Source organism: Thalassospira xiamenensis M-5 = DSM 17429 (assembly GCF_000300235.2).
In the GTDB taxonomy this organism is placed as follows: Bacteria; Pseudomonadota; Alphaproteobacteria; order Rhodospirillales; family Thalassospiraceae; genus Thalassospira; species Thalassospira xiamenensis.
In genome coordinates this window covers 1,667,425-1,685,338 of sequence record NZ_CP004388.1, presented here as the reverse complement: position 1 = coordinate 1,685,338, position 17,914 = coordinate 1,667,425, and the positions used below count along the sequence as shown (strand labels likewise).

Annotated in this window: 18 protein-coding genes and 2 tRNA genes; 17 read left to right on the top strand and 3 right to left on the bottom strand. The window is 54.8% G+C overall.

Annotated elements, in window-relative coordinates; translation table 11 throughout:
• Positions 1 to 245: 245 nt before the first annotated feature.
• The gene (pyk, locus tag TH3_RS07925) at positions 246 to 1,670 is read right to left on the bottom strand and encodes a pyruvate kinase (protein ID WP_007091652.1); all 1,425 of its coding nucleotides are present in this window, start codon (positions 1,668 to 1,670) and stop codon (positions 246 to 248) included.
• Positions 1,671 to 1,980: 310 nt separating this feature from the next.
• Between pyk and TH3_RS07920 the strand changes: the two genes are divergently transcribed.
• From TH3_RS07920 to TH3_RS07910, 3 genes are all read left to right on the top strand, one after another.
• Positions 1,981 to 2,475 (top strand): deoxycytidylate deaminase, encoded by a 495-nt coding sequence (locus tag TH3_RS07920; RefSeq protein WP_007091653.1) that lies wholly within the window; start codon positions 1,981 to 1,983, stop codon positions 2,473 to 2,475.
• 279 nt (positions 2,476 to 2,754) lie between these two features.
• Entirely contained in the window at positions 2,755 to 3,249 is a 495-nt protein-coding gene (locus TH3_RS07915; protein ID WP_007091654.1) for a response regulator, read from the top strand.
• Positions 3,249 to 3,797, top strand: coding sequence for a hypothetical protein (locus TH3_RS07910; protein WP_007091655.1), 549 nt, complete (start codon positions 3,249 to 3,251; stop codon positions 3,795 to 3,797). Before TH3_RS07915 ends, TH3_RS07910 begins: the two co-directional genes overlap by 1 nt.
• A gap of 67 nt (positions 3,798 to 3,864) precedes the next feature.
• Here TH3_RS07910 and TH3_RS07905 read toward each other — a convergent pair whose 3' ends face one another.
• Entirely contained in the window at positions 3,865 to 4,203 is a 339-nt protein-coding gene (locus TH3_RS07905) for a hypothetical protein (RefSeq protein ID WP_007091656.1), read from the bottom strand.
• Between the two features lie 268 nt (positions 4,204 to 4,471).
• On the opposite strand from TH3_RS07905, the gene TH3_RS07900 reads away from it, so the two are divergent.
• From TH3_RS07900 to TH3_RS07845, 12 genes are all read left to right on the top strand, one after another.
• Positions 4,472 to 4,548, top strand: a tRNA-Asp gene (locus TH3_RS07900).
• Between the two features lie 333 nt (positions 4,549 to 4,881).
• Positions 4,882 to 4,958: transfer RNA gene (locus tag TH3_RS07895), tRNA-Asp, on the top strand.
• A 287-nt stretch (positions 4,959 to 5,245) separates the two neighbouring features.
• A complete protein-coding gene (locus TH3_RS07890) occupies positions 5,246 to 6,835 on the top strand; it encodes an ABC transporter substrate-binding protein (RefSeq protein ID WP_007091932.1) in 1,590 nt (529 codons plus the stop codon).
• A gap of 15 nt (positions 6,836 to 6,850) precedes the next feature.
• A complete protein-coding gene (locus TH3_RS07885; protein ID WP_007091933.1) occupies positions 6,851 to 7,918 on the top strand; it encodes an ABC transporter permease in 1,068 nt (355 codons plus the stop codon).
• 6 nt (positions 7,919 to 7,924) lie between these two features.
• On the top strand, positions 7,925 to 8,848 hold the full coding sequence (gene nikC, locus TH3_RS07880) for a nickel transporter permease (RefSeq protein WP_007091934.1): 924 nt from the start codon (positions 7,925 to 7,927) through the stop codon (positions 8,846 to 8,848).
• A gap of 2 nt (positions 8,849 to 8,850) precedes the next feature.
• A complete protein-coding gene (locus TH3_RS07875; RefSeq protein WP_007091935.1) occupies positions 8,851 to 9,693 on the top strand; it encodes an ABC transporter ATP-binding protein in 843 nt (280 codons plus the stop codon).
• Positions 9,694 to 9,700: 7 nt separating this feature from the next.
• Positions 9,701 to 10,474, top strand: a complete 774-nt coding sequence (locus TH3_RS07870) for an ABC transporter ATP-binding protein (RefSeq protein WP_007091936.1) — start codon at positions 9,701 to 9,703, stop codon at positions 10,472 to 10,474.
• 38 nt (positions 10,475 to 10,512) lie between these two features.
• Positions 10,513 to 11,529, top strand: coding sequence for a dipeptidase (locus TH3_RS07865; RefSeq protein WP_007091937.1), 1,017 nt, complete (start codon positions 10,513 to 10,515; stop codon positions 11,527 to 11,529).
• Between the two features lie 82 nt (positions 11,530 to 11,611).
• On the top strand, positions 11,612 to 12,553 hold the full coding sequence (locus TH3_RS07860; RefSeq protein WP_040059741.1) for an AraC family transcriptional regulator: 942 nt from the start codon (positions 11,612 to 11,614) through the stop codon (positions 12,551 to 12,553).
• Positions 12,554 to 12,719: 166 nt separating this feature from the next.
• Entirely contained in the window at positions 12,720 to 13,469 is a 750-nt protein-coding gene (locus TH3_RS07855; protein WP_007091939.1) for an SDR family oxidoreductase, read from the top strand.
• Between the two features lie 155 nt (positions 13,470 to 13,624).
• Positions 13,625 to 13,867 carry a type II toxin-antitoxin system ParD family antitoxin gene (locus TH3_RS07850; RefSeq protein ID WP_007091940.1) on the top strand — a complete coding sequence of 81 codons (243 nt, stop codon included), beginning with the start codon at positions 13,625 to 13,627 and terminating at the stop codon, positions 13,865 to 13,867.
• The gene (locus TH3_RS07845) at positions 13,864 to 14,154 is read left to right on the top strand and encodes a type II toxin-antitoxin system RelE/ParE family toxin (protein ID WP_007091941.1); all 291 of its coding nucleotides are present in this window, start codon (positions 13,864 to 13,866) and stop codon (positions 14,152 to 14,154) included. The genes TH3_RS07850 and TH3_RS07845 overlap by 4 nt, the downstream gene beginning before the upstream one ends.
• A 54-nt stretch (positions 14,155 to 14,208) precedes the next feature.
• On the opposite strand, the gene TH3_RS07840 is transcribed toward TH3_RS07845, so the two are convergent.
• On the bottom strand, positions 14,209 to 14,634 hold the full coding sequence (locus tag TH3_RS07840; RefSeq protein ID WP_007091942.1) for an acyl-CoA thioesterase: 426 nt from the start codon (positions 14,632 to 14,634) through the stop codon (positions 14,209 to 14,211).
• 274 nt (positions 14,635 to 14,908) lie between these two features.
• Between TH3_RS07840 and parE the strand changes: the two genes are divergently transcribed.
• Both parE and TH3_RS07830 read left to right on the top strand, forming a co-directional pair.
• On the top strand, positions 14,909 to 16,891 hold the full coding sequence (parE, locus tag TH3_RS07835) for a DNA topoisomerase IV subunit B (protein WP_007091943.1): 1,983 nt from the start codon (positions 14,909 to 14,911) through the stop codon (positions 16,889 to 16,891).
• Positions 16,892 to 16,988: 97 nt separating this feature from the next.
• Positions 16,989 to 17,909 carry a glutaminase gene (locus TH3_RS07830; RefSeq protein ID WP_007091944.1) on the top strand — a complete coding sequence of 307 codons (921 nt, stop codon included), beginning with the start codon at positions 16,989 to 16,991 and terminating at the stop codon, positions 17,907 to 17,909.
• The last annotated feature ends 5 nt before the right edge of the window (positions 17,910 to 17,914 follow it).

Sequence of the window (17,914 nt, the reverse complement as noted above, 5' to 3'; positions counted from 1 at the left end):
CAATCCACCCCAAACAACAATACAAGAGCCAAAAACCTTTTAAACTCATGGTCATGACCGTTTCTCGGAAACACCAAGGATACAGGTCAGAACACTTTGACTATCACGGCAAACACTCAAAAAAACATTAACAATACAAACCACTATCCGGCGGTATGGCCGGTATTTCAAACATCGCGAAACTCTCGCACAAAAAAACGGGCGGCTTGTTGCCGCCCGTCTCGTTTCGTCACGCAATAGTCTGATCAGTTTTTCGCGGACAACCACGCAATGCGCAGGATATTGGTCGCCCCCGGGGTCCCAAACGGGACACCTGCGGTAATCACCAGCGAATCCCCAGCCGCAGCAAACTCTTCACGTTTGGCCACCTCGCAGGCAATGCCGACCATCTCGGCAAAGTTGGTCGCATCACGGGTAAAGACCGCATGCACGCCCCAGCACAACGTCATCCGGCGTGCCGTCTGGATTTTCGGCGTCAGTCCAAGGATGGGGACTTCCGGGCGTTCACGCGCCGCACGAAGCGACGTTGAACCCGACGTGGTATAAGTCACGACCGCCTTGGCACCAATCGTTCCGGCAACCTGACGGGCTGCAGCACTGATCGCATCCGGCGCATTATGCTCGGGATCCGGACGGTTGGCATCGCGCAGACGATAATAAAGCTCGTCCTGCTCCACCCGGATCATGATCCGGTCCATGATGCTGACGGTTTCAATCGGATATTTGCCCACCGCACTTTCGGCTGACAGCATCACCGCATCGGCACCGTCATAAATGGCGGTCGCAACGTCGGATGCTTCGGCACGGGTCGGGGCCGGGTTGCTGACCATCGAATCCAGCATCTGGGTCGCAACAATCACCGGCTTGCCAGCTTCGCGGCACGCCTTGATGATGCGTTTCTGCAGGATCGGAACATCTTCCGGCGGGCATTCAACACCCAGATCGCCACGTGCGACCATGATGATGTCCGAAAGTGCCACGATTTCATCAAGATGCTCAATCGCCTGCGGCTTTTCCAGTTTGGAAACGATTGCCGCACGACCATTGATGATCTTGCGCGCCTCGGCAACATCTTCGGGACGCTGGACGAATGAAAGTGCGACGAAATCAACGCCCATCTCAAGACCGTAATCCAGATCAATACGATCCTTGTCGGTCAGGGGCGACATCGGCAGCATCACGTCGGGCAGGTTAACGCCCTTGCGGTTCGACAGCGGCCCACCGGTGATAACGGTGCACTCGGCTGATTTGCTATCGCATTTTTCCACCCGCATACGCAGCTTGCCATCGTCAAGCAACAGGTTCGCACCGGGCTTGAGTGCGGCAAAAACTTCGGGATGGGGCAATGAAACGCGGGTTTTATCCCCCGGTTTCTTGTCCATATCGAAATGGAAGGTCGCACCGGCTTCAAGTTCGATCTTTTCGTCGGCAAAGGTACCGCAGCGGATCTTTGGCCCCTGCAAATCCATCAGCACGCCAATCGGACGGCCAAGCTTGGCCTCGACTTCACGGATTGTTTCAAAACGCGCCTGATGCTCTGCATGTTCACCATGCGAGAAATTCAGCCGGAATACATCAACACCCGCCCTTACGATCTTTTCCAGAGTTTCCGGATGAGAGCTCGCTGGCCCCAGGGTTGCGATGATCTTCGCCTTACGTTGTCGGCGCATCGGCTCTTACCTCTTGTTTTTTGGTTTCCATTGGGTCTCTCCGCTTCGGCCATAGCTTCCCGGCGAGGCGTCGAGACGTCCTGATTTTTCTCTGGGGGTATCCCCTTAATAGTCAATCAAGCCCTGTTTGAACAGGGACTTTTCGCTAAATGCCTTTACAAAAATGTGATTTTTCTCTGGACAATTACAAGCAGGCACTCCTTTAAAGAAGCAGTGCAGCAATCAATTGCTGGCAGGCGGCCCTGCCCGGCAATCGCTTTTGATAACCGCACATTTACAACCGTGCGCGAACACATCGGGGATCGGACAAATGAGCAAATGGCATCATCGCTTCCTGGGACTGGCATCCCATATTGCCGAATGGTCAAAAGACCGTAGCACCCAGGTCGGCGCGGTTGTCATTGGCCCGAAAAAAGAAATTCGCGCCGTTGGCTATAACGGGTTTCCCCGCGGCGTCGATGACAATGTCGAAAGCCGCCATCAACGCCCGGAAAAATACGCCTATACCGAACATGCCGAACGCAATGCGATCTATAATGCCAGCTACACCGGCACATCGCTTGATGGCTGCGCGCTTTATGTCACCCATTTCCCCTGCTGTGACTGCGCGCGCGCCATCATTCAGGCTGGCATCGCCGAAGTATTTGTCGATAAAAGCAAACTGACCGCCGATTTTCTCGAACGCTGGCAGCAGGACATGACCATCTCGACCGAAATGTTTGGCGAGGCGGGCGTGGCCGTTCAGGTCATTGACGAAGAAGGCACAACCGAACCCCTGCCCGACACCGTTCCCGATCATTCCTGATCTTGCCCTTTTAATTTTGCAGACCCGCCCAATATAGGGTGATCTGTGGGATCATGAGCATGAACAAAAAGAACGTAAACGTCGTTTGTTCAATATCTGCACAAGGTTAGGCGTCAGTATTTGTCAGAATTCCAAGCTGACAAAACGCCGCTTTAGCCTTGCTGCTAATCAGACAAAGGTATAAGCAATTAGGATCACGCTAGTACGATCATCACGCGAAAAAAGGCCCTGACCAGAACAAGGACCGGGACCGTGACGACGCACAGGATAAAAGGCCGAATGAGCGCAAAGATCGATTTCAGTAAAATCAGTTTTCTGGTCGTCGATGGCGACAAGATTTCGGCCCAGGTAGTTTTCGATACACTTTCGTATCTTGGTGCGACAGCCGTGCAGCGTGTCCGCTCCCCGAACGATGCGTTCGAGGTTCTCCGGACCCAGCAGATTGATATCATCGTCACCGAATGGCGTCTGCGCGGGATGGATGGCCTTGAATTCCTTGATGTTCTCAGGAATTCGGTCAATTCGCCCAACCGGTTCATTCCGGTAATCATGTTGACAGCACATTCGGAGCAGCGATACGTCACCACTGCGCGTGACCTCGGCATCACGGAATTTCTTGCCAAACCGTTCAATGCCAAGGCACTTTATAGCAGACTGGTATCGGTCATCACCCGTCCGCGGCATTTCGTCAATACCGGCACCTATTTCGGGCCGGATCGCCGCCGCAGACAGGTCGCCTTCGACGGCCCCGACAGACGGAGCCCCGATGATTAATGACCCATTTTGACTGGGGGACCGGAGCAATCGTGACGCCCGAAAAGAAAAAGAAAAAAGCCCAGATCATTCCGCCACAGACGGATCTGAAGCGACGTACGGTCAATTTCGTCAAGGGCTTTGACATCAATCTGTCCCCTCAACAGCTCGACGAACTTGAGCAGGTCGTCCAGCGCAGCACGGAAACCTTTGTTCGCGATATAGGCAAGGACCTTGCCGACTGCCGCAAACTGGTCGTTGCCGCCATCAGTGATAATTCAAAGGCATCAACCGCGCTGGAAAACAGTGCCGACCTTGCCTATTCGGTGAAGGCACTGGGTGGAACATTCCAGTATCCGCTGATGACACAGATCGCAAAGTCACTTGAAATCTTTGTCGCAGACCGGACCACCGCCAATATGAAGCAGCTTCTTGTCATTCAGCTTCATATTGATTCTCTTTACGTCATTCTGGCAAGCCGCGTCACCGGGTTTGGCACCACCGTCGAACAGGCAACCGTTGCTGCACTGACCAAGCTTGCCGAACGCTACGAGCTGCCACGCGAATAGCCTGCCAGCAAACCAGCCATCAAAGGCCTTTGCCCGCATCGGACAGGGATGCTGACGATGCATGCCATCACCGTGCGTTCCCGTTCACCGCGAAAAGCATGATCTGTCTGGCCGCGTCACGCTCATTGTCATCAATGGCATGCTCCATGCGCGCCTCGATCCTCTCCAGCCGCTCGGTAATTTCGGGCAGCTGATCCATGATCCATTGACGGACTTCATCACTCCCCCCTGCCAAGGCGGCGTTCTGTCCACTCCACAGCAAAATCAGGCTGCGCACGATCCGCATATCGCACGTCACGCCGCCTCTGGGGCGGATTGCAGACGATATCGCGTTTGATCTCGTCGCAAGATCAGCTTTTAATCCGGCATCTATATCATCAAGCACGGCAAGGATCGTGTTCCCCATGAAGCCCCCGCTTCGGTTATTCCCTGTCAGGGCCCCGCACCCTGTTTTTGAATCATCCCAAACTTTTACATCTGCTTACCGACCTGTACTTTGATCAGCATCAAACAGGTCCCGGAAACAATCTTCAGCAGATATCCATCACCTCAAGGATATATTTTGCACGACACAAAACGCGCCATGGTGGCGACAGCCAAAAAAGTATCGAACACGATCAAAAAAGGTCTTGCGCCCCCTCGGACCTGCTGTTAGAAACCGCGCCACACACCGAGCGGGTGTAGCTCAGTTGGTTAGAGCGCCGGCCTGTCACGCCGGAGGCCGCGGGTTCAAGTCCCGTCACTCGCGCCACTTTCCACCTGATGGAAAGTTCAAAAAAGACGCCACGGTTCGCCGTTGGCGTTTTTTTTGTTTCTCATCCCCTTTTTCGTATTGGACTGACATGCCGACGAGCGACATGGCGTCCATCGCTCATGCGCAACATGTTGCAAAAACAGGCAAGTCGATTTCCCAATACGGTACCACGCGAAAACGGCATTTCCATCCCACCGCCCAAGCATTCCGACACCCGGTTTTCAATGCATTTGCAAAGCCCCCTTTACCCTGACCAATCAGGGCTTCATTTTTTTGAAAAAAAGCCCTTGCCAGACCGAACCACCCCTTATATAAACCGCGCCACACCAAGCGGGTGTAGCTCAGTTGGTTAGAGCGCCGGCCTGTCACGCCGGAGGCCGCGGGTTCAAGTCCCGTCACTCGCGCCACTCTTTTTAAAGAGTACGGAAAGTCGCTTTAACAGCGGCTTTTTTTGTGCCTGAAATCAGGTCCCTCCTATCTCCTGCCCCTCACCAACCAGACCATCACAACCCAAACGTGAACAGGCAAGATACCACACAATATCTTGCGTGCTTTTTAGGCATTCCTGACCGTCTGGTCATTGATTAATCGTATAATTTATGCTTCGCTCTACAGGTTCTAGTCGAAGATCCTACAGGTCGCCCCACACAGAATGACCTGTTGATCCAACAAGCAACAAAACGGGAGGCGCAAAATGCGCAAACTGATCGCAGGGCTGGTTCTGGGAACCGCACTGGCTACCGCACCAATGGCGGCACAGGCAGAAACACCGAAAAACGCCCTCGTCATGGCATTTGCCATCGACGACCTCATCACACTCGATCCGGCCGGGATGTTCGAATTTACTGCCTTGGAATATGCTGGCAACACATATGACCGCCTGATTGGCTTTGATAATGACGACGTCTCGAAAATTTATGGTGTCGTCGCCGAAAGCTGGGACGTCTCCGAAGACGGCCTGACCTTTACCTTCAAGATTCGCGACGGCATCAAATTCGCATCGGGCAACGACCTGACCGCCGAAGACGCCGCTTTCTCGCTGCAACGTGTCGTCCTGATGGATCAGTCCCCGGCCTTCATTCTCGGCCAGTTCGGCTTTACCGCCGACAACGTCAAGGACAGGATTCGCGCGACCGACGCAAACACGCTGGTCATGGAAGTCGATAAGCCCTATGCGCCTAGCTTCGTGCTATACTGCCTGACCTCGGGCGTGGGCGCTGTTGTCGACAAGGAACTCGTCCTTGAACATGAAAAGGACGGCGACCTTGGCGCAGAATGGATGAAAACCAACTATGCCGGTTCCGGTCCGTTTGTCCTGAACAAATGGACCCCGGGCGAAAGCCTTAGCCTGACGGCGAACGAGGATTACTGGGACGGCGCACCAGCCATGAAGCGCGTCATCATCCGCAACGTCAAGGAAGCCGCTTCCCAGCAGCTCCTGTTGCAGAAAGGTGATATCGACATTGCGCGTAACCTCGAAGCCGATCAGCTTGCCTCGGTCAAGGGTGACGAAAACATCAAGCTGCTGTCCAAAGGCAAAGGCGCACTCTGGTATCTTGGCCTGTCACAGAAAAACGAATTCCTGTCCAAACCGGAAGTTCGCGAAGCGCTTAAATATCTCGTCGATTATGATGGCATTACCGAAACCATCATGGCGGGCCGCGCCCAGACCCATCAGGCATTCCTGCCCGAAGGTTTCCTTGGTGCCTATAACGAAAACCCCTACTCGCTTGATATCGAAAAGGCCAAGTCGCTGCTTGCCGACGCTGGCCTTGCCGATGGCTTCAAAGTGACCATGGATACGCGCAACACCACGGCAGTGATGTCGATGGCGCAGTCGATCCAGGCGACCTGGGCACAGGCAGGTATCAATCTGGAAATCATTCCGGGTGATAACAAACAGACCCTGACCAAATACCGCGCCCGCCAGCACGATATCTATATCGGTCGCTGGGGCCCGGATTATCAGGATCCGCACACCAACGCCTCCACCTTCGCGTGGAACCCCGACAATTCCGACGATGCATCGGCCAAGCCGCTTGCATGGCGTAACTCCTGGAACCCGGGTGACATGACCGCCGAGGTCGACAAGGCCATTCTTGAACGTGACGGCGAAAAACGTGCTGCAATGTATGTGGACCTTCAGAAAAAGGTTCTCGAAAACGGCCCGTTCGTAATCATGTTCCAGGAAACCGAAATCGCCGCGATGCGGGACAATGTGAACAATTTCGTCCTCGGTCCGTCGTTCGATAACAACTATTATCGTTTTGTCACCAAGGACTAGGGAGGCAACGGTCGGATGACCGCAGCTACGCGAAAATCACGGGACGGGCGCACACGCGCCCGTCTCTTTTCCAGCACGGGCGCAAGCCTTGTGCGTATTGCTTCATCGCTCGCCATAACCTTTTTCGGACTTTTGCTGGTCACCTTCCTGATCGGGCGCGTTTTGCCAATCGATCCGGTACTGGCCGCTGTCGGCGATCATGCCTCCGAACAGGTCTATGAGCGCGTCAAAGAAGAAATGGGCCTGAACCTGCCGCTTTGGCAGCAGTTCTTTGTCTATATCAGCAATGTTGTCCAGGGTGATTTCGGAACGTCAGTTCTGACATCAAACCCGGTCCTCGAAGACATCAAACGCGTATTCCCGGCCACGCTGGAACTGGCAACCCTTGCCACCATTATCGGTGTTTTCCTTGGGGTTCCGGCTGGTGTTTTTGCCGCGATCAACAAGGGCAAATGGCCCGACCATATCGTGCGCATTATCGGGCTTGCCGGGTATTCGATGCCGATTTTCTGGCTCGGCCTGATGGGGCTTCTGGTGTTTTACCTGAAACTCGACTGGGTTGCGGGTCCGGGCCGACTGGATGCCTTCTATGTCGATTTCATCGAACCGACCACGGGTCTGATGTTGATCGATACCCTGATAGAAGGCGATATGGACCTGTTCTGGAATGCGGTGTCGCACATCATTCTGCCCGCTTCCATCCTTGCCTATTTCTCGCTGGCTTATATTGCGCGCATGACGCGATCCTTCATGCTCGAACAGCTTAGTCAGGAATACATCCTGACCGCCCGGGTAAAAGGCATTTCCGAAACCCGGATCATCTGGCACCATGCCCTTGGCAACGTCATGGTGCCGCTGGTGACCGTGATTGCATTGTCCTATGCCAATCTGCTCGAAGGATCGGTTCTGACCGAAATCATCTTTGCCTGGCCGGGACTGGGTCTTTACATCACAAATTCGCTGCTCAATGCCGATATGAACGCGGTTCTGGGTGGTACCGTCGTCGTGGGTGCGGTGTTCATCGGGGTCAATATGCTGTCCGATGTGCTCTATCGCCTGCTTGACCCGCGCGCACGGAGATAGGTTACCATGAATATCACAAGCAACGCCGTCAAACCCAGCCTGAAACAGTGGCTGACATCCGACACCCCGCAATCACGCTGGCAGGCCAAATGTGGCCGCGCATGGCTGGGCTGGCTTAAATTTACTGAAAACAGGCTCGCCATGATCGGTCTTTCGATCGTGCTGGCCCTGATCCTTGTCACCATATTTGCCCCGCTTCTGGCACCTTATGATCCGCTGGCCGCCGACCTTGCCAATCGCATACAGTCGCCCAGTGCCGAACACTGGTTTGGCACCGATCAGCTGGGTCGCGATATCCTGTCGCGTCTGATTTACGGCGCGCAATACACCCTGATGATCGTGGCCCTCGTGGTGATTACCGCGGCCCCCGTTGGGCTTCTGGTCGGCACCGCTGCCGGGTTCTTTGGCGGCTGGATTGATGCGACATTGATGCGCATCACCGATATTTTTCTGGCCTTCCCGAAACTGATCCTGGCCCTTGCCTTCGTTTCTGCATTGGGACCGGGGATCGAAAATGCGGTTCTGGCCATCGCGTTGACCGCATGGCCACCCTATGCCCGCATTGCACGCGCCGAAACCATCACCGTCCGCAGGTCCGACTATATCGAAGCCGCCCGGTTGCAGGGTGTCTCGAATATGGGTCTGATCCTTGGTCACATCACCCCGATGTGCATAAGCTCGCTTGTTGTGCGTGTCACCCTTGATATGGCGGGCATGATCCTGATTGCGGCGGGTCTTGGCTTCCTTGGCCTTGGCGCACAGCCGCCCATGCCCGAATGGGGCGCAATGGTGTCCGAAGGCCGCCAGTTCCTTCTGGAACAATGGTGGGTATCGACCGTACCGGGCCTTGCGATTTTCGTGGTCAGCCTTGGTTTCAACCTTCTGGGCGATGGCCTGCGCGATGTTCTTGATCCACGTGGGGGCGACTGATCATGACGAACGAAACCCTTCTGTCTGTCAAAAACCTCGCCATCACCTTTTCCACATCCAAGGGACCAGTCCATGCCGTGCGTGGTGTGTCCTTCGATCTCGGACGGGAACGGCTCGGTATTGTTGGCGAATCCGGTTCGGGCAAATCCCAGACCGGGCGCGCCATTCTGGGCCTGACGGCGGCAAACGGCAAAATCACCGCCGATCAGATGCAGTTCCACGATCTGGACCTGCGCAACCTTTCGAAACGCGACTGGCGCAAGGTCCGTGGTGCGCGTATTTCCATGATCATGCAGGACCCGAAATATTCGCTAAATCCTGTCATGACCATAGGTGATCAGATCATCGAAGCCTATCGCGAACACCACAAGGTCAACGCGACCGAGGCCAAACGCCGCGCCCTCGATATGCTCGCCGCGGTCAAAATCCGCGATCCCGAACGCGTGTTCAAATCCTACCCGCACGAAGTATCGGGCGGGATGGGCCAGCGCGTCATGATCGCCATGATGCTGATCCCCGATCCGGAAATCCTGATTGCCGATGAACCGACATCGGCCCTTGATGTCACGGTACAGCTCCAGGTAATGGCGATCCTTGATGATCTGGTGCGTGAACGCGGCATGGCGCTGGTTTTCATCAGCCACGATCTGCATCTGGTCTCAAGCTTCTGCGACCGGGTTCTGGTGATGTATCAGGGCCATGTCGTCGAAGAAATCCGCGCATCCGAACTCGATCAGGCGAAACACCCCTATACGCAGGGCCTTCTGAACTGCCTGCCGAAAATGGATGGCAATCACGCCGAACTTCCCGTCCTGACCCGCGAAGCAAGCTGGGCGGAGGCCTGAGATAAAAATGACTGCAATGATTGAAATCACCAAACTCAATGCCTGGTTTGACGACAACCACGTGCTCAAGGATGTCGATATTTCGGTCCCGGCCAACGGATCATTCGGTCTGGTGGGCGAATCCGGTTCGGGCAAATCAACCGTCCTTCGCACCATCACCGGTCTTGTCGATGACTGGGAAGGCAATATTATCGTCAATGACAGGGAACTGACCAAAAAGCGCGACAAGACCTTTTACCGTCTGGCGCAAATGGTCTTTCAGGATCCGTTCGGATCGCTTCATCCGCGTCACACCATTGACCGCATCCTGACCGAACCGGTCAATATTCACGGGCTCGGCAATTCCGATGCCCGCGTGGTCGAGGCATTAAAACAGGTCGGTCTCGATAACTCCTTCCGCTTCCGCTACCCCCATCAGCTTTCCGGCGGGCAGCGCCAGCGTGTCGCGATTGCCCGTGCGCTTATTCTCGAACCGAAAATCCTGCTGCTTGATGAACCGACATCAGCCCTTGATGTCTCGATCCAGGCCGAGGTGCTGAACCTGCTGACCCGGTTGCGCAATGATCTGGGACTTACCTATATCATGGTCAGTCACGATCTCGCTGTGGTCGCCCATATGTGCGACGATATCGCGATCATGAACCACGGCCGCATCGTCGAACGCGCCACCGCAGTTGAACTTGCCGAAGGCAAACTGGAAAATCCCTATTCGCAGCAGCTTTTCAAGGCCGCCGCGGGATATGACCGCGCCGTCATCGACAGCTTCGTGGATTGGGACTGAACACCGGCCCCGCACGCGCCAGAACAACAAGGGACATCATGAACGTCACCACCGCCCCGAACACCACCGCCAACAGGTCACGCCATCGCCCCGCTTTCACGTGGGATGCGCATGCCTGCCTGCCGCTTGATCCCAAAACACCGATTACCCTGCTGGATAACTATGTCGCGGGCGATGTTGATTATGTCTGTGTCAATGTCGGCATGGATATGAATTCCGTTGCCCATATCCTGCGCGTGATTGCCGCCTTCCGGGCCAAAATCGCCGCCCACCCCGACAAATACATGCAGATCGAATGCTTTGATGATCTGGCAATCGCCAAATCAAAGGGCTTGCTGGGGGTTGGTTTCGATCTCGAAGGCTCGGTCATGTTGCAGGACGTGCCCGAAATGGTCCCGGTCTTTGCCAAACTGGGCGTGAAACAAATCCACTTTGCCTATAACCGCAACAATTCGGTGGCCGGTGGCTGTCATGATGATGATATCCCGCTGACCGCGCTGGGCCATGCCATGGTCCGGGCGGTGAATAACAGCGGCATGATCATGGATTGCTCCCACACCGGTCGCCAAAGCAGCCTTGATATCATGCGGGCATCAACCAAACCGGTCGTCTTCAGCCACGCCAACCCCAGGGTGCTTGGCGGGCATGAACGCTGCATCGATGATGAACAGATCAAGGCCTGTGCCGATACCGGCGGGGTGATCGGCATTTGCGGCTTCCAGCGCTTCATCAAATCACCGAACGCCCCCGAAGTCCCTGACATGATCCGCCATATCGACTATGCGGTAAAACTGGTCGGTGTGAACCATGTCGGCATCGGCCTTGATACGATGCCCAGTGTCGCGGGCACCAACGACTTTCCCGATGGTGTTGACCGCGCCTATTACTGGCCCGCCGAACGCGGCTATGGCCCCGGTGCCGGTGGTGCCGCGGTGTTCGATCCGAAAAAGCTACCCGCCCTTGCCGACGCCCTGATCGCCGGAGGCTACAAACCCGACGACGTCGATAAAATCATGGGTGAAAACTTTGTCCGCGTCGCGAGGGAAAGCTGGTAATTCTGTTGACATGGAGCGATTCTGGTAACTGATTTTCCAGAAGCCAGCAGCGCTATCCGATATCAATTGGTATCCTGTGTAAATGACAGAAAATGATAACTTTTCGTCGCCTGAAAACATCGACCTTCCCGCGCGGACATCACCACAGGGGATAATGTCTTTCCTGCAGGAAGACACCTTGTTGCGTGAAGAGGCCGGTACGTGGAAAGATATCGAGATCCAGATATTTTCCCACCGGAGCCTCAGAAAACCGTTTCTGGTTCCTGCAGTAGCAGAACCAATGCTTGTTTGGGTCCTAAGCGGTGCAGCAACTGTTGCGGAACGAGAACTTGACGGAGAATGGGTATCCTCGGACGTAAGTGCCGGGGATTTTTTTCTCACCTATTCGTCAACACCCTATGAAATGCGCTGGAAGGTTCGGGACAAAGAACCCTTCCAAGTCATGCATGTGTATCTGTCGATCCCTCTTCTGGAAGAAGCTGCCTCCGAAATACTCGGATTAAGCGCAAAGCAGATCTCCCTTCGCGAGGTATCTGGGGAACGCGACGAAATCATCGGTAATCTCCTCACGCTGCTTTCTCAGGAAATTCGCGCGCCACACTTGAAAAGCGCGCTTTATATAGCTGGAATTGCCCAAAGCATCGCTGTTCATCTCGTTCGGAAATACGGCCTCTCGGATTCCGGTAAAACACTTTACGGCTCGCGATTACCTGCTTTCAAGCTCAGCAGGGTCCAAGCCTATCTAAAGGCCCACTTGGACAAAAAATTCGATCTGGAACAATGCGCCAAAGAGGCAGGCCTAAGCCCTTTCCACTTTACGCGCCTGTTTAAAAAGACAACCGGCATTTCCCCTTCGCAATATTTCATTCGTCAAAAGATCGCAAAATCCCAAATTCTTTTGCAGGAAACCGAGATGAGCATCATCGAGATCGCTCTTGCGGTCGGCTATGAAAATCCCGGTCACTTTTCCCAGGTTTTCAAACGCGAAACAGGATTAACGCCCCGGCAATACCGTTCAAATTGATCAACCGTCGCCGACGGTTGAATAAAATTATCGCAATATCACAATAGTTTTCGCAATCGGCCGAAAGATCGCATTTCGCCGAAAGATTAGATTGCTCCTGTCAAACACGCCAGCCAGATCCGATGATCCGTTCTGGCTGGCCCATTACGGGTAACAGGAGTCCAAAATGGCGAACCTTGAAGGCAAAGTTGCATTGATCACCGGTGCGTCCAGCGGCATTGGCGCCGCAACCGCACGAAAACTGGCAAAGGCAGGCATTACAGTCGGCATCGCCGCTCGACGCCTTGATCGACTTGAAGAACTGAAAAGCGACATCGAAAAAGATGGCGGTAAAGCCATCACCATCGAAATGGATGTGGCCGATGTCAAATCCGTTGAAACCGGGGTTGGTCATCTTGTCGCAGAAGCCAGAACAATTGATATCCTGTTCAATAATGCAGGCCTGATGCCGCTGTCAGATATTGACGAATTCAAGATCGATGAATGGCATCGCATGGTCGATGTCAACATGAAGGGACTACTCAATACCACTGCCGCAGCCATGCCGCACATGATTGCGCAGAAGTCCGGTCACGTATTCAACACGTCTTCAATTGCAGGACGCAAAGTTTTCAAGGGACTAACGGTTTATTGTGCAACGAAGCACGCCGTTACCGCCTTTTCGGACGGACTGCGCATGGAGATCGGCAAAAAACACAATATACGCGTGACCTGCATTCAACCCGGTGCCGTATCGACCGAGTTGTACGAACAAATCAGCGATCCCGTCGCGCGCCAGCAGATGGAAGACCTGCGCACACAAATGACGTTTCTGGAGGGTGACGATATCGCCGATACGGTTCTCTATGCCCTGAAAGCGCCTACACATATGAATATGGCGGAAATGTTTGTCATGCCCACACAGCAGGAATGGTAATTGGCAGCCTTCAATTGCCCTTGCGGTTCCGCCGCAAGGGCACCGTTTTTCCCGTGTTATTCTGGTCTTGTGATCCCCTCTTTGCCGTATGTCTTTGCGTTGTTCACGGCCTTGATGGTAGGATAAAGTAGGATCAAAAGACGAAAGATGACCTTATGATCAAAAAAAGCATCACGGTCACCGAAACGCAGGAAGCCTGGATTCAGGCGCAGCTTTCAACCGGTCAATACGCCTCCGACAGCGAAGTGGTACGCGAAGCCCTGCGGGAAAAACAGATGCGCATGGCAGAAATCGAACGCATTCGCAATGCTCTGAATGCCGCCGAGGAAAGCGGCTTTTCTGCGATGGATAAAGAAGACATCCGCGCATCCGTCAAGGCGGACCTGAAGCTCAAATGACCTCTTATCGTCTTAGCAAACTCGCAGAAGACGATATCAGACGCCTGTATCGATACGGCATTGAAACTTTCGGGCCACAACAGGCAGACATCTATTTCGACGCGTTGTTTGAACAGTTCGACAAAATCGCGCGGTCGCCCACAATTTATCAGTCTGCCGATGATATCCTCCCCGGATATCGCCGCTGTGTTTTTGCCGCGCACACCATTTATTATCGCATGGATGAAAACGTCACTCTCATCATGCGCATTTTAGGCCGCGAAAACCCCGTTTTGTCCGGGCTTTGACAATGCCGGAAAAGGGACATCTCCAAAAAGCAAAATGTCCCCTCCCCTTATCTCTTAAACCGCAACCTCATCCTTGCGCACCGGGCGCGGGCGGCCTTCGGCGTCAATCGCGACAAAGGTAAAGGTTGCCTCTGTCACCTTGATGCGCGGCGGCTGGTTTTTGCGCAGCACCCAGCTTTCAAGATGCAGCACCATCGATGTATTGCCGATCCGTTCGATATCGCCATACACGCACACCACATCCCCGACATAGACCGGGCGATGGAACGTCATGCCATCCACCGCCACCGTGGCAACGCGTCCCTCGGCGATCTGGCTTGCCATGACGCCGCCCGCGATGTCCATCTGCGACATCAGCCAGCCGCCGAAAATATCGCCGCTCGGGTTGGTGTCGGCGGGCATGGCAAGGGTTCGGGTGCACATGTCGCCGCGCGGCATGCTGTTGTCGGTACCGTGTGTGATCTCACTCTCATTCGCCATCGGGCTTACTCCTGTCTGGGCCGACATTGTTATTGGACCAATCGGTCACGGTTTTCGTCACAACCTTGTCATCGTTTTCTGCGCTGCCACAACGAAATTATGATCTCTGGCAAGACCACCGCTTGCATTCGCGATCAAAAAACATTTTTATGGGCCGCATCTGAAAACATATGATACTCGTTAAGCCTAAAGGCATCCAACCCCGTAAAATCAATCAACAGATATGCGTCGTTGGACCTTGTTTTAACATAATAAAGAAGTTGCGTTCCGGGGCATGACCGACCTTTTCGAAGATTCAAACCAATCGACCACAAACGCCTATTCCGCCAAGGATATCGAAGTTCTCGAAGGCCTGGAGCCTGTGCGCCGCCGTCCCGGTATGTATATCGGGGGTACGGACGATGCCGCACTGCATCACCTGGTTGCCGAAATCCTCGATAACTCGATGGACGAAGCCGTTGCCGGCCATGCCGACTGGATCGAGCTGGAATTGCGCCCTGACAACACCGTCATGGTGCGCGATAACGGCCGTGGGATTCCGACCGATCCGCATCCGAAATTCCCCGATAAATCCGCCCTTGAAGTCATCCTGACCACGCTTCATTCGGGCGGCAAGTTTTCGGGCAAGGCGTATGAAACCTCGGGCGGTCTGCACGGGGTGGGTATGTCGGTGGTGAACGCACTGACCGACAAATTCCGGGTCGAAGTCGCACGTGATCGCAAACTGGTGTTTCAGGAATATTCCAAAGGCACCCCGCTCGGTCCGCTTCAGGATGGCGGTGCGGTCAATAACCGCCGTGGCACCACGGTCATCTTCCGCCCCGATCCCGAAATTTTCGGCAACCGGGCCAAGCTGAAACCCGCCACGATCTTCCGTATGGCGCGCTCCAAGGCATATCTGTTCAAGGGTGTTGAAATCCGCTGGTCGGTCGATCCGGAATTGCTGACAAGCGATGATCCGACCCCGCAAAGCGAAGTCCTGAAATTCCCCAACGGGATTCTCGATTACCTGAACATGACCATCGAAGGTCGTGATCTGATCACCGAACGTCCGTTCGCAGGCGAAGCCAAGTTTTCCGAAAGTGCCGGTCGCGTTGAATGGGCAATTGCATGGCCGGACGGCGGCGAAGGGTACTTCCATTCCTATTGTAACACCGTCCCGACCCCGCTTGGCGGCACGCACGAGGCCGGTTTCCGCTATGCCCTGACCAAGGCGATCAAGACTTATGGCGACATGGTCGGTCAGAAAAAGGCCGCGGCCATCACCGCCGAGGACGTCTTTGGCGGTGGCTGCATCATGCTATCGGTCTTTATTCCCGATCCGCAGTTCCAGGGCCAGACCAAGGAAAAGCTTGGCACCGCATCGGCAACCAAGCTGGTTGAAACCGCGGTTCGCGACCATTTCGATCACTGGCTGACCGGTGATACCGAAAATGCCAAACGCCTGCTTGAACGCATCATCCTGCGCGCCGAAGAACGCCAGCGCCGCAAGGAAAAGAAAGAAACCAAGCGCCAGTCAGCAACCCGCCGCCTGCGCCTTCCGGGCAAGCTTGCCGATTGTTCACGTTCCATCGCGGCTGGCACTGAAATCTTCCTGGTCGAGGGTGACTCGGCAGGTGGTTCAGCCAAACAGGCACGTGATCGTGAAACACAGGCCGTCCTGCCGCTGCGCGGTAAAATCCTTAACGTCGCATCCGCGACGCGTGAAAAGATGATGGCCAACCAGGAAATCAAGGACATGATCGAAGCCTTTGGCTGCGGTTCCGGGTCCGATTTCCGGCTTGCCGATCTGCGTTATGAACGCATCATCATCATGACTGATGCGGACGTCGACGGCGCACATATCGCATCGCTTCTGATGACCTTCTTCTATCAGGAAATGACCGGCCTTATTGAAAACGGTAACCTGTATCTTGCCATGCCGCCGCTTTACCGCCTGACACAGGGCGGAAAGTCCATCTATGCGATGGATGACGCGGAAAAAGAGGTCCTGCTCGATACCGAATTCAAAAACCGCGGCAAGGTCGAGATTTCCCGATTTAAGGGTCTGGGTGAAATGCCGCCCCCACAATTGCGCGAAACCACAATGGCCCCGAAAAAACGCACCTTGCTGCGCGTCTGCCTGCCCGATGCGGCCGAACCCGATGCCCGTGGCCAGACCAAGGATCTGGTCAATCGCCTGATGGGCAAAAAGCCGGAGCTCCGCTTCCAGTTCATTCAGGAACATGCCCGCTTTGTCGAGGATATTGACGTCTGATCGGAACAGAATTTCACATCAAAAACCCGGTGCCTTGCGCCGGGTTTTTTGTCCCTGACGACCAGAAAAACATAACACCAAACAAAGCGGACACATAATGACCCACAATTATGCCGCCATCCTCCAGGATATTTCGGACGCGATCCATCAGACCGATTTTGCCGACGCCCGCAAGGTCGACTATATCCCGGCCCTTGCCAGCGTCCCGGATGATCACTTTGCCATGGTTCTGCGCACCGCAGGCGGAAACGAACTTGCCATTGGCCAGGCCGACCTGCCCTTTTCCATTCAAAGCATTTCCAAGGTCTTCGCCCTTGTGCTGGCCCAGCGTGCGCATGGTGATGATTTGTGGAAAGCCGTGCGGCGCGAACCATCCGGTTCGGCCTTCAATTCCCTGATCCTGCTCGAACAGGAACACGGCATCCCGCGCAATCCCTTCATCAATGCCGGGGCGATCCGTGTTGCTGATCTGATCGCCTCGCGCTACGCCAATCCGGACCGTTCGGTTGCGGAATTCCTTGGTCAGCTTTGCGGCAATCCCGGCATTCGCGTCGATAACGATGTCTATCTGTCCGAAGATCAGCACGGTGATCGCAACCGTGCGATTGCTTATCTGATGAAAAGCTTTGGCAAGCTCGACAACCCGGTCGAAGACGTCGTGCGGGCCTATTTCAAGCAATGCTCGGTCGCGATGACCGCACGTGAAATGGCGCGTGCGGCCTTCTTCCTTGCCAACAAGGGCGTTGGCATTGATGGCCGCACCGTGATCACGCCCGAAGAAACCAGCCGGATCAATGCCCTGATGCTGACTTGCGGGATGTATGACGGGGTGGGCGATTTTGCCTTTACCGTCGGCATCCCGGCCAAAAGCGGGGTTGGCGGCGGCATCATCGGCGTCATTCCGGGTGAATTTTCCGTCTGTGTCTGGTCGCCGCGCCTTGATACACGCGGCAATTCCGCAGCCGGCATCAAGGCGCTTGAAATGCTGATCCGCGCCATCGGACGATCCGTTTTCTGACCGGA

What these genes read in the sequence shown, in the direction of transcription:
- TH3_RS07870 (WP_007091936.1), top strand. Translation starts at nt 9,701, where the DNA reads ATGACTGCAATGATTGAAATCACCAAACTCAATGCCTGGTTTGACGAC.
- parE (WP_007091943.1), top strand. Translation starts at nt 14,909, where the DNA reads ATGACCGACCTTTTCGAAGATTCAAACCAATCGACCACAAACGCCTAT.
- TH3_RS07910 (WP_007091655.1), top strand. Translation starts at nt 3,249, where the DNA reads ATGACCCATTTTGACTGGGGGACCGGAGCAATCGTGACGCCCGAAAAG.
- nikC (WP_007091934.1), top strand. Translation starts at nt 7,925, where the DNA reads ATGAATATCACAAGCAACGCCGTCAAACCCAGCCTGAAACAGTGGCTG.
- TH3_RS07845 (WP_007091941.1), top strand. Translation starts at nt 13,864, where the DNA reads ATGACCTCTTATCGTCTTAGCAAACTCGCAGAAGACGATATCAGACGC.
- TH3_RS07850 (WP_007091940.1), top strand. Translation starts at nt 13,625, where the DNA reads ATGATCAAAAAAAGCATCACGGTCACCGAAACGCAGGAAGCCTGGATT.
- TH3_RS07855 (WP_007091939.1), top strand. Translation starts at nt 12,720, where the DNA reads ATGGCGAACCTTGAAGGCAAAGTTGCATTGATCACCGGTGCGTCCAGC.
- TH3_RS07860 (WP_040059741.1), top strand. Translation starts at nt 11,612, where the DNA reads ATGACAGAAAATGATAACTTTTCGTCGCCTGAAAACATCGACCTTCCC.
- TH3_RS07885 (WP_007091933.1), top strand. Translation starts at nt 6,851, where the DNA reads ATGACCGCAGCTACGCGAAAATCACGGGACGGGCGCACACGCGCCCGT.
- TH3_RS07890 (WP_007091932.1), top strand. Translation starts at nt 5,246, where the DNA reads ATGCGCAAACTGATCGCAGGGCTGGTTCTGGGAACCGCACTGGCTACC.
- TH3_RS07915 (WP_007091654.1), top strand. Translation starts at nt 2,755, where the DNA reads ATGAGCGCAAAGATCGATTTCAGTAAAATCAGTTTTCTGGTCGTCGAT.
- TH3_RS07875 (WP_007091935.1), top strand. Translation starts at nt 8,851, where the DNA reads ATGACGAACGAAACCCTTCTGTCTGTCAAAAACCTCGCCATCACCTTT.
- TH3_RS07905 (WP_007091656.1), bottom strand. Translation starts at nt 4,203, where the DNA reads ATGGGGAACACGATCCTTGCCGTGCTTGATGATATAGATGCCGGATTA.
- TH3_RS07920 (WP_007091653.1), top strand. Translation starts at nt 1,981, where the DNA reads ATGAGCAAATGGCATCATCGCTTCCTGGGACTGGCATCCCATATTGCC.
- TH3_RS07840 (WP_007091942.1), bottom strand. Translation starts at nt 14,634, where the DNA reads ATGGCGAATGAGAGTGAGATCACACACGGTACCGACAACAGCATGCCG.
- TH3_RS07865 (WP_007091937.1), top strand. Translation starts at nt 10,513, where the DNA reads ATGAACGTCACCACCGCCCCGAACACCACCGCCAACAGGTCACGCCAT.
- pyk (WP_007091652.1), bottom strand. Translation starts at nt 1,670, where the DNA reads ATGCGCCGACAACGTAAGGCGAAGATCATCGCAACCCTGGGGCCAGCG.
- TH3_RS07830 (WP_007091944.1), top strand. Translation starts at nt 16,989, where the DNA reads ATGACCCACAATTATGCCGCCATCCTCCAGGATATTTCGGACGCGATC.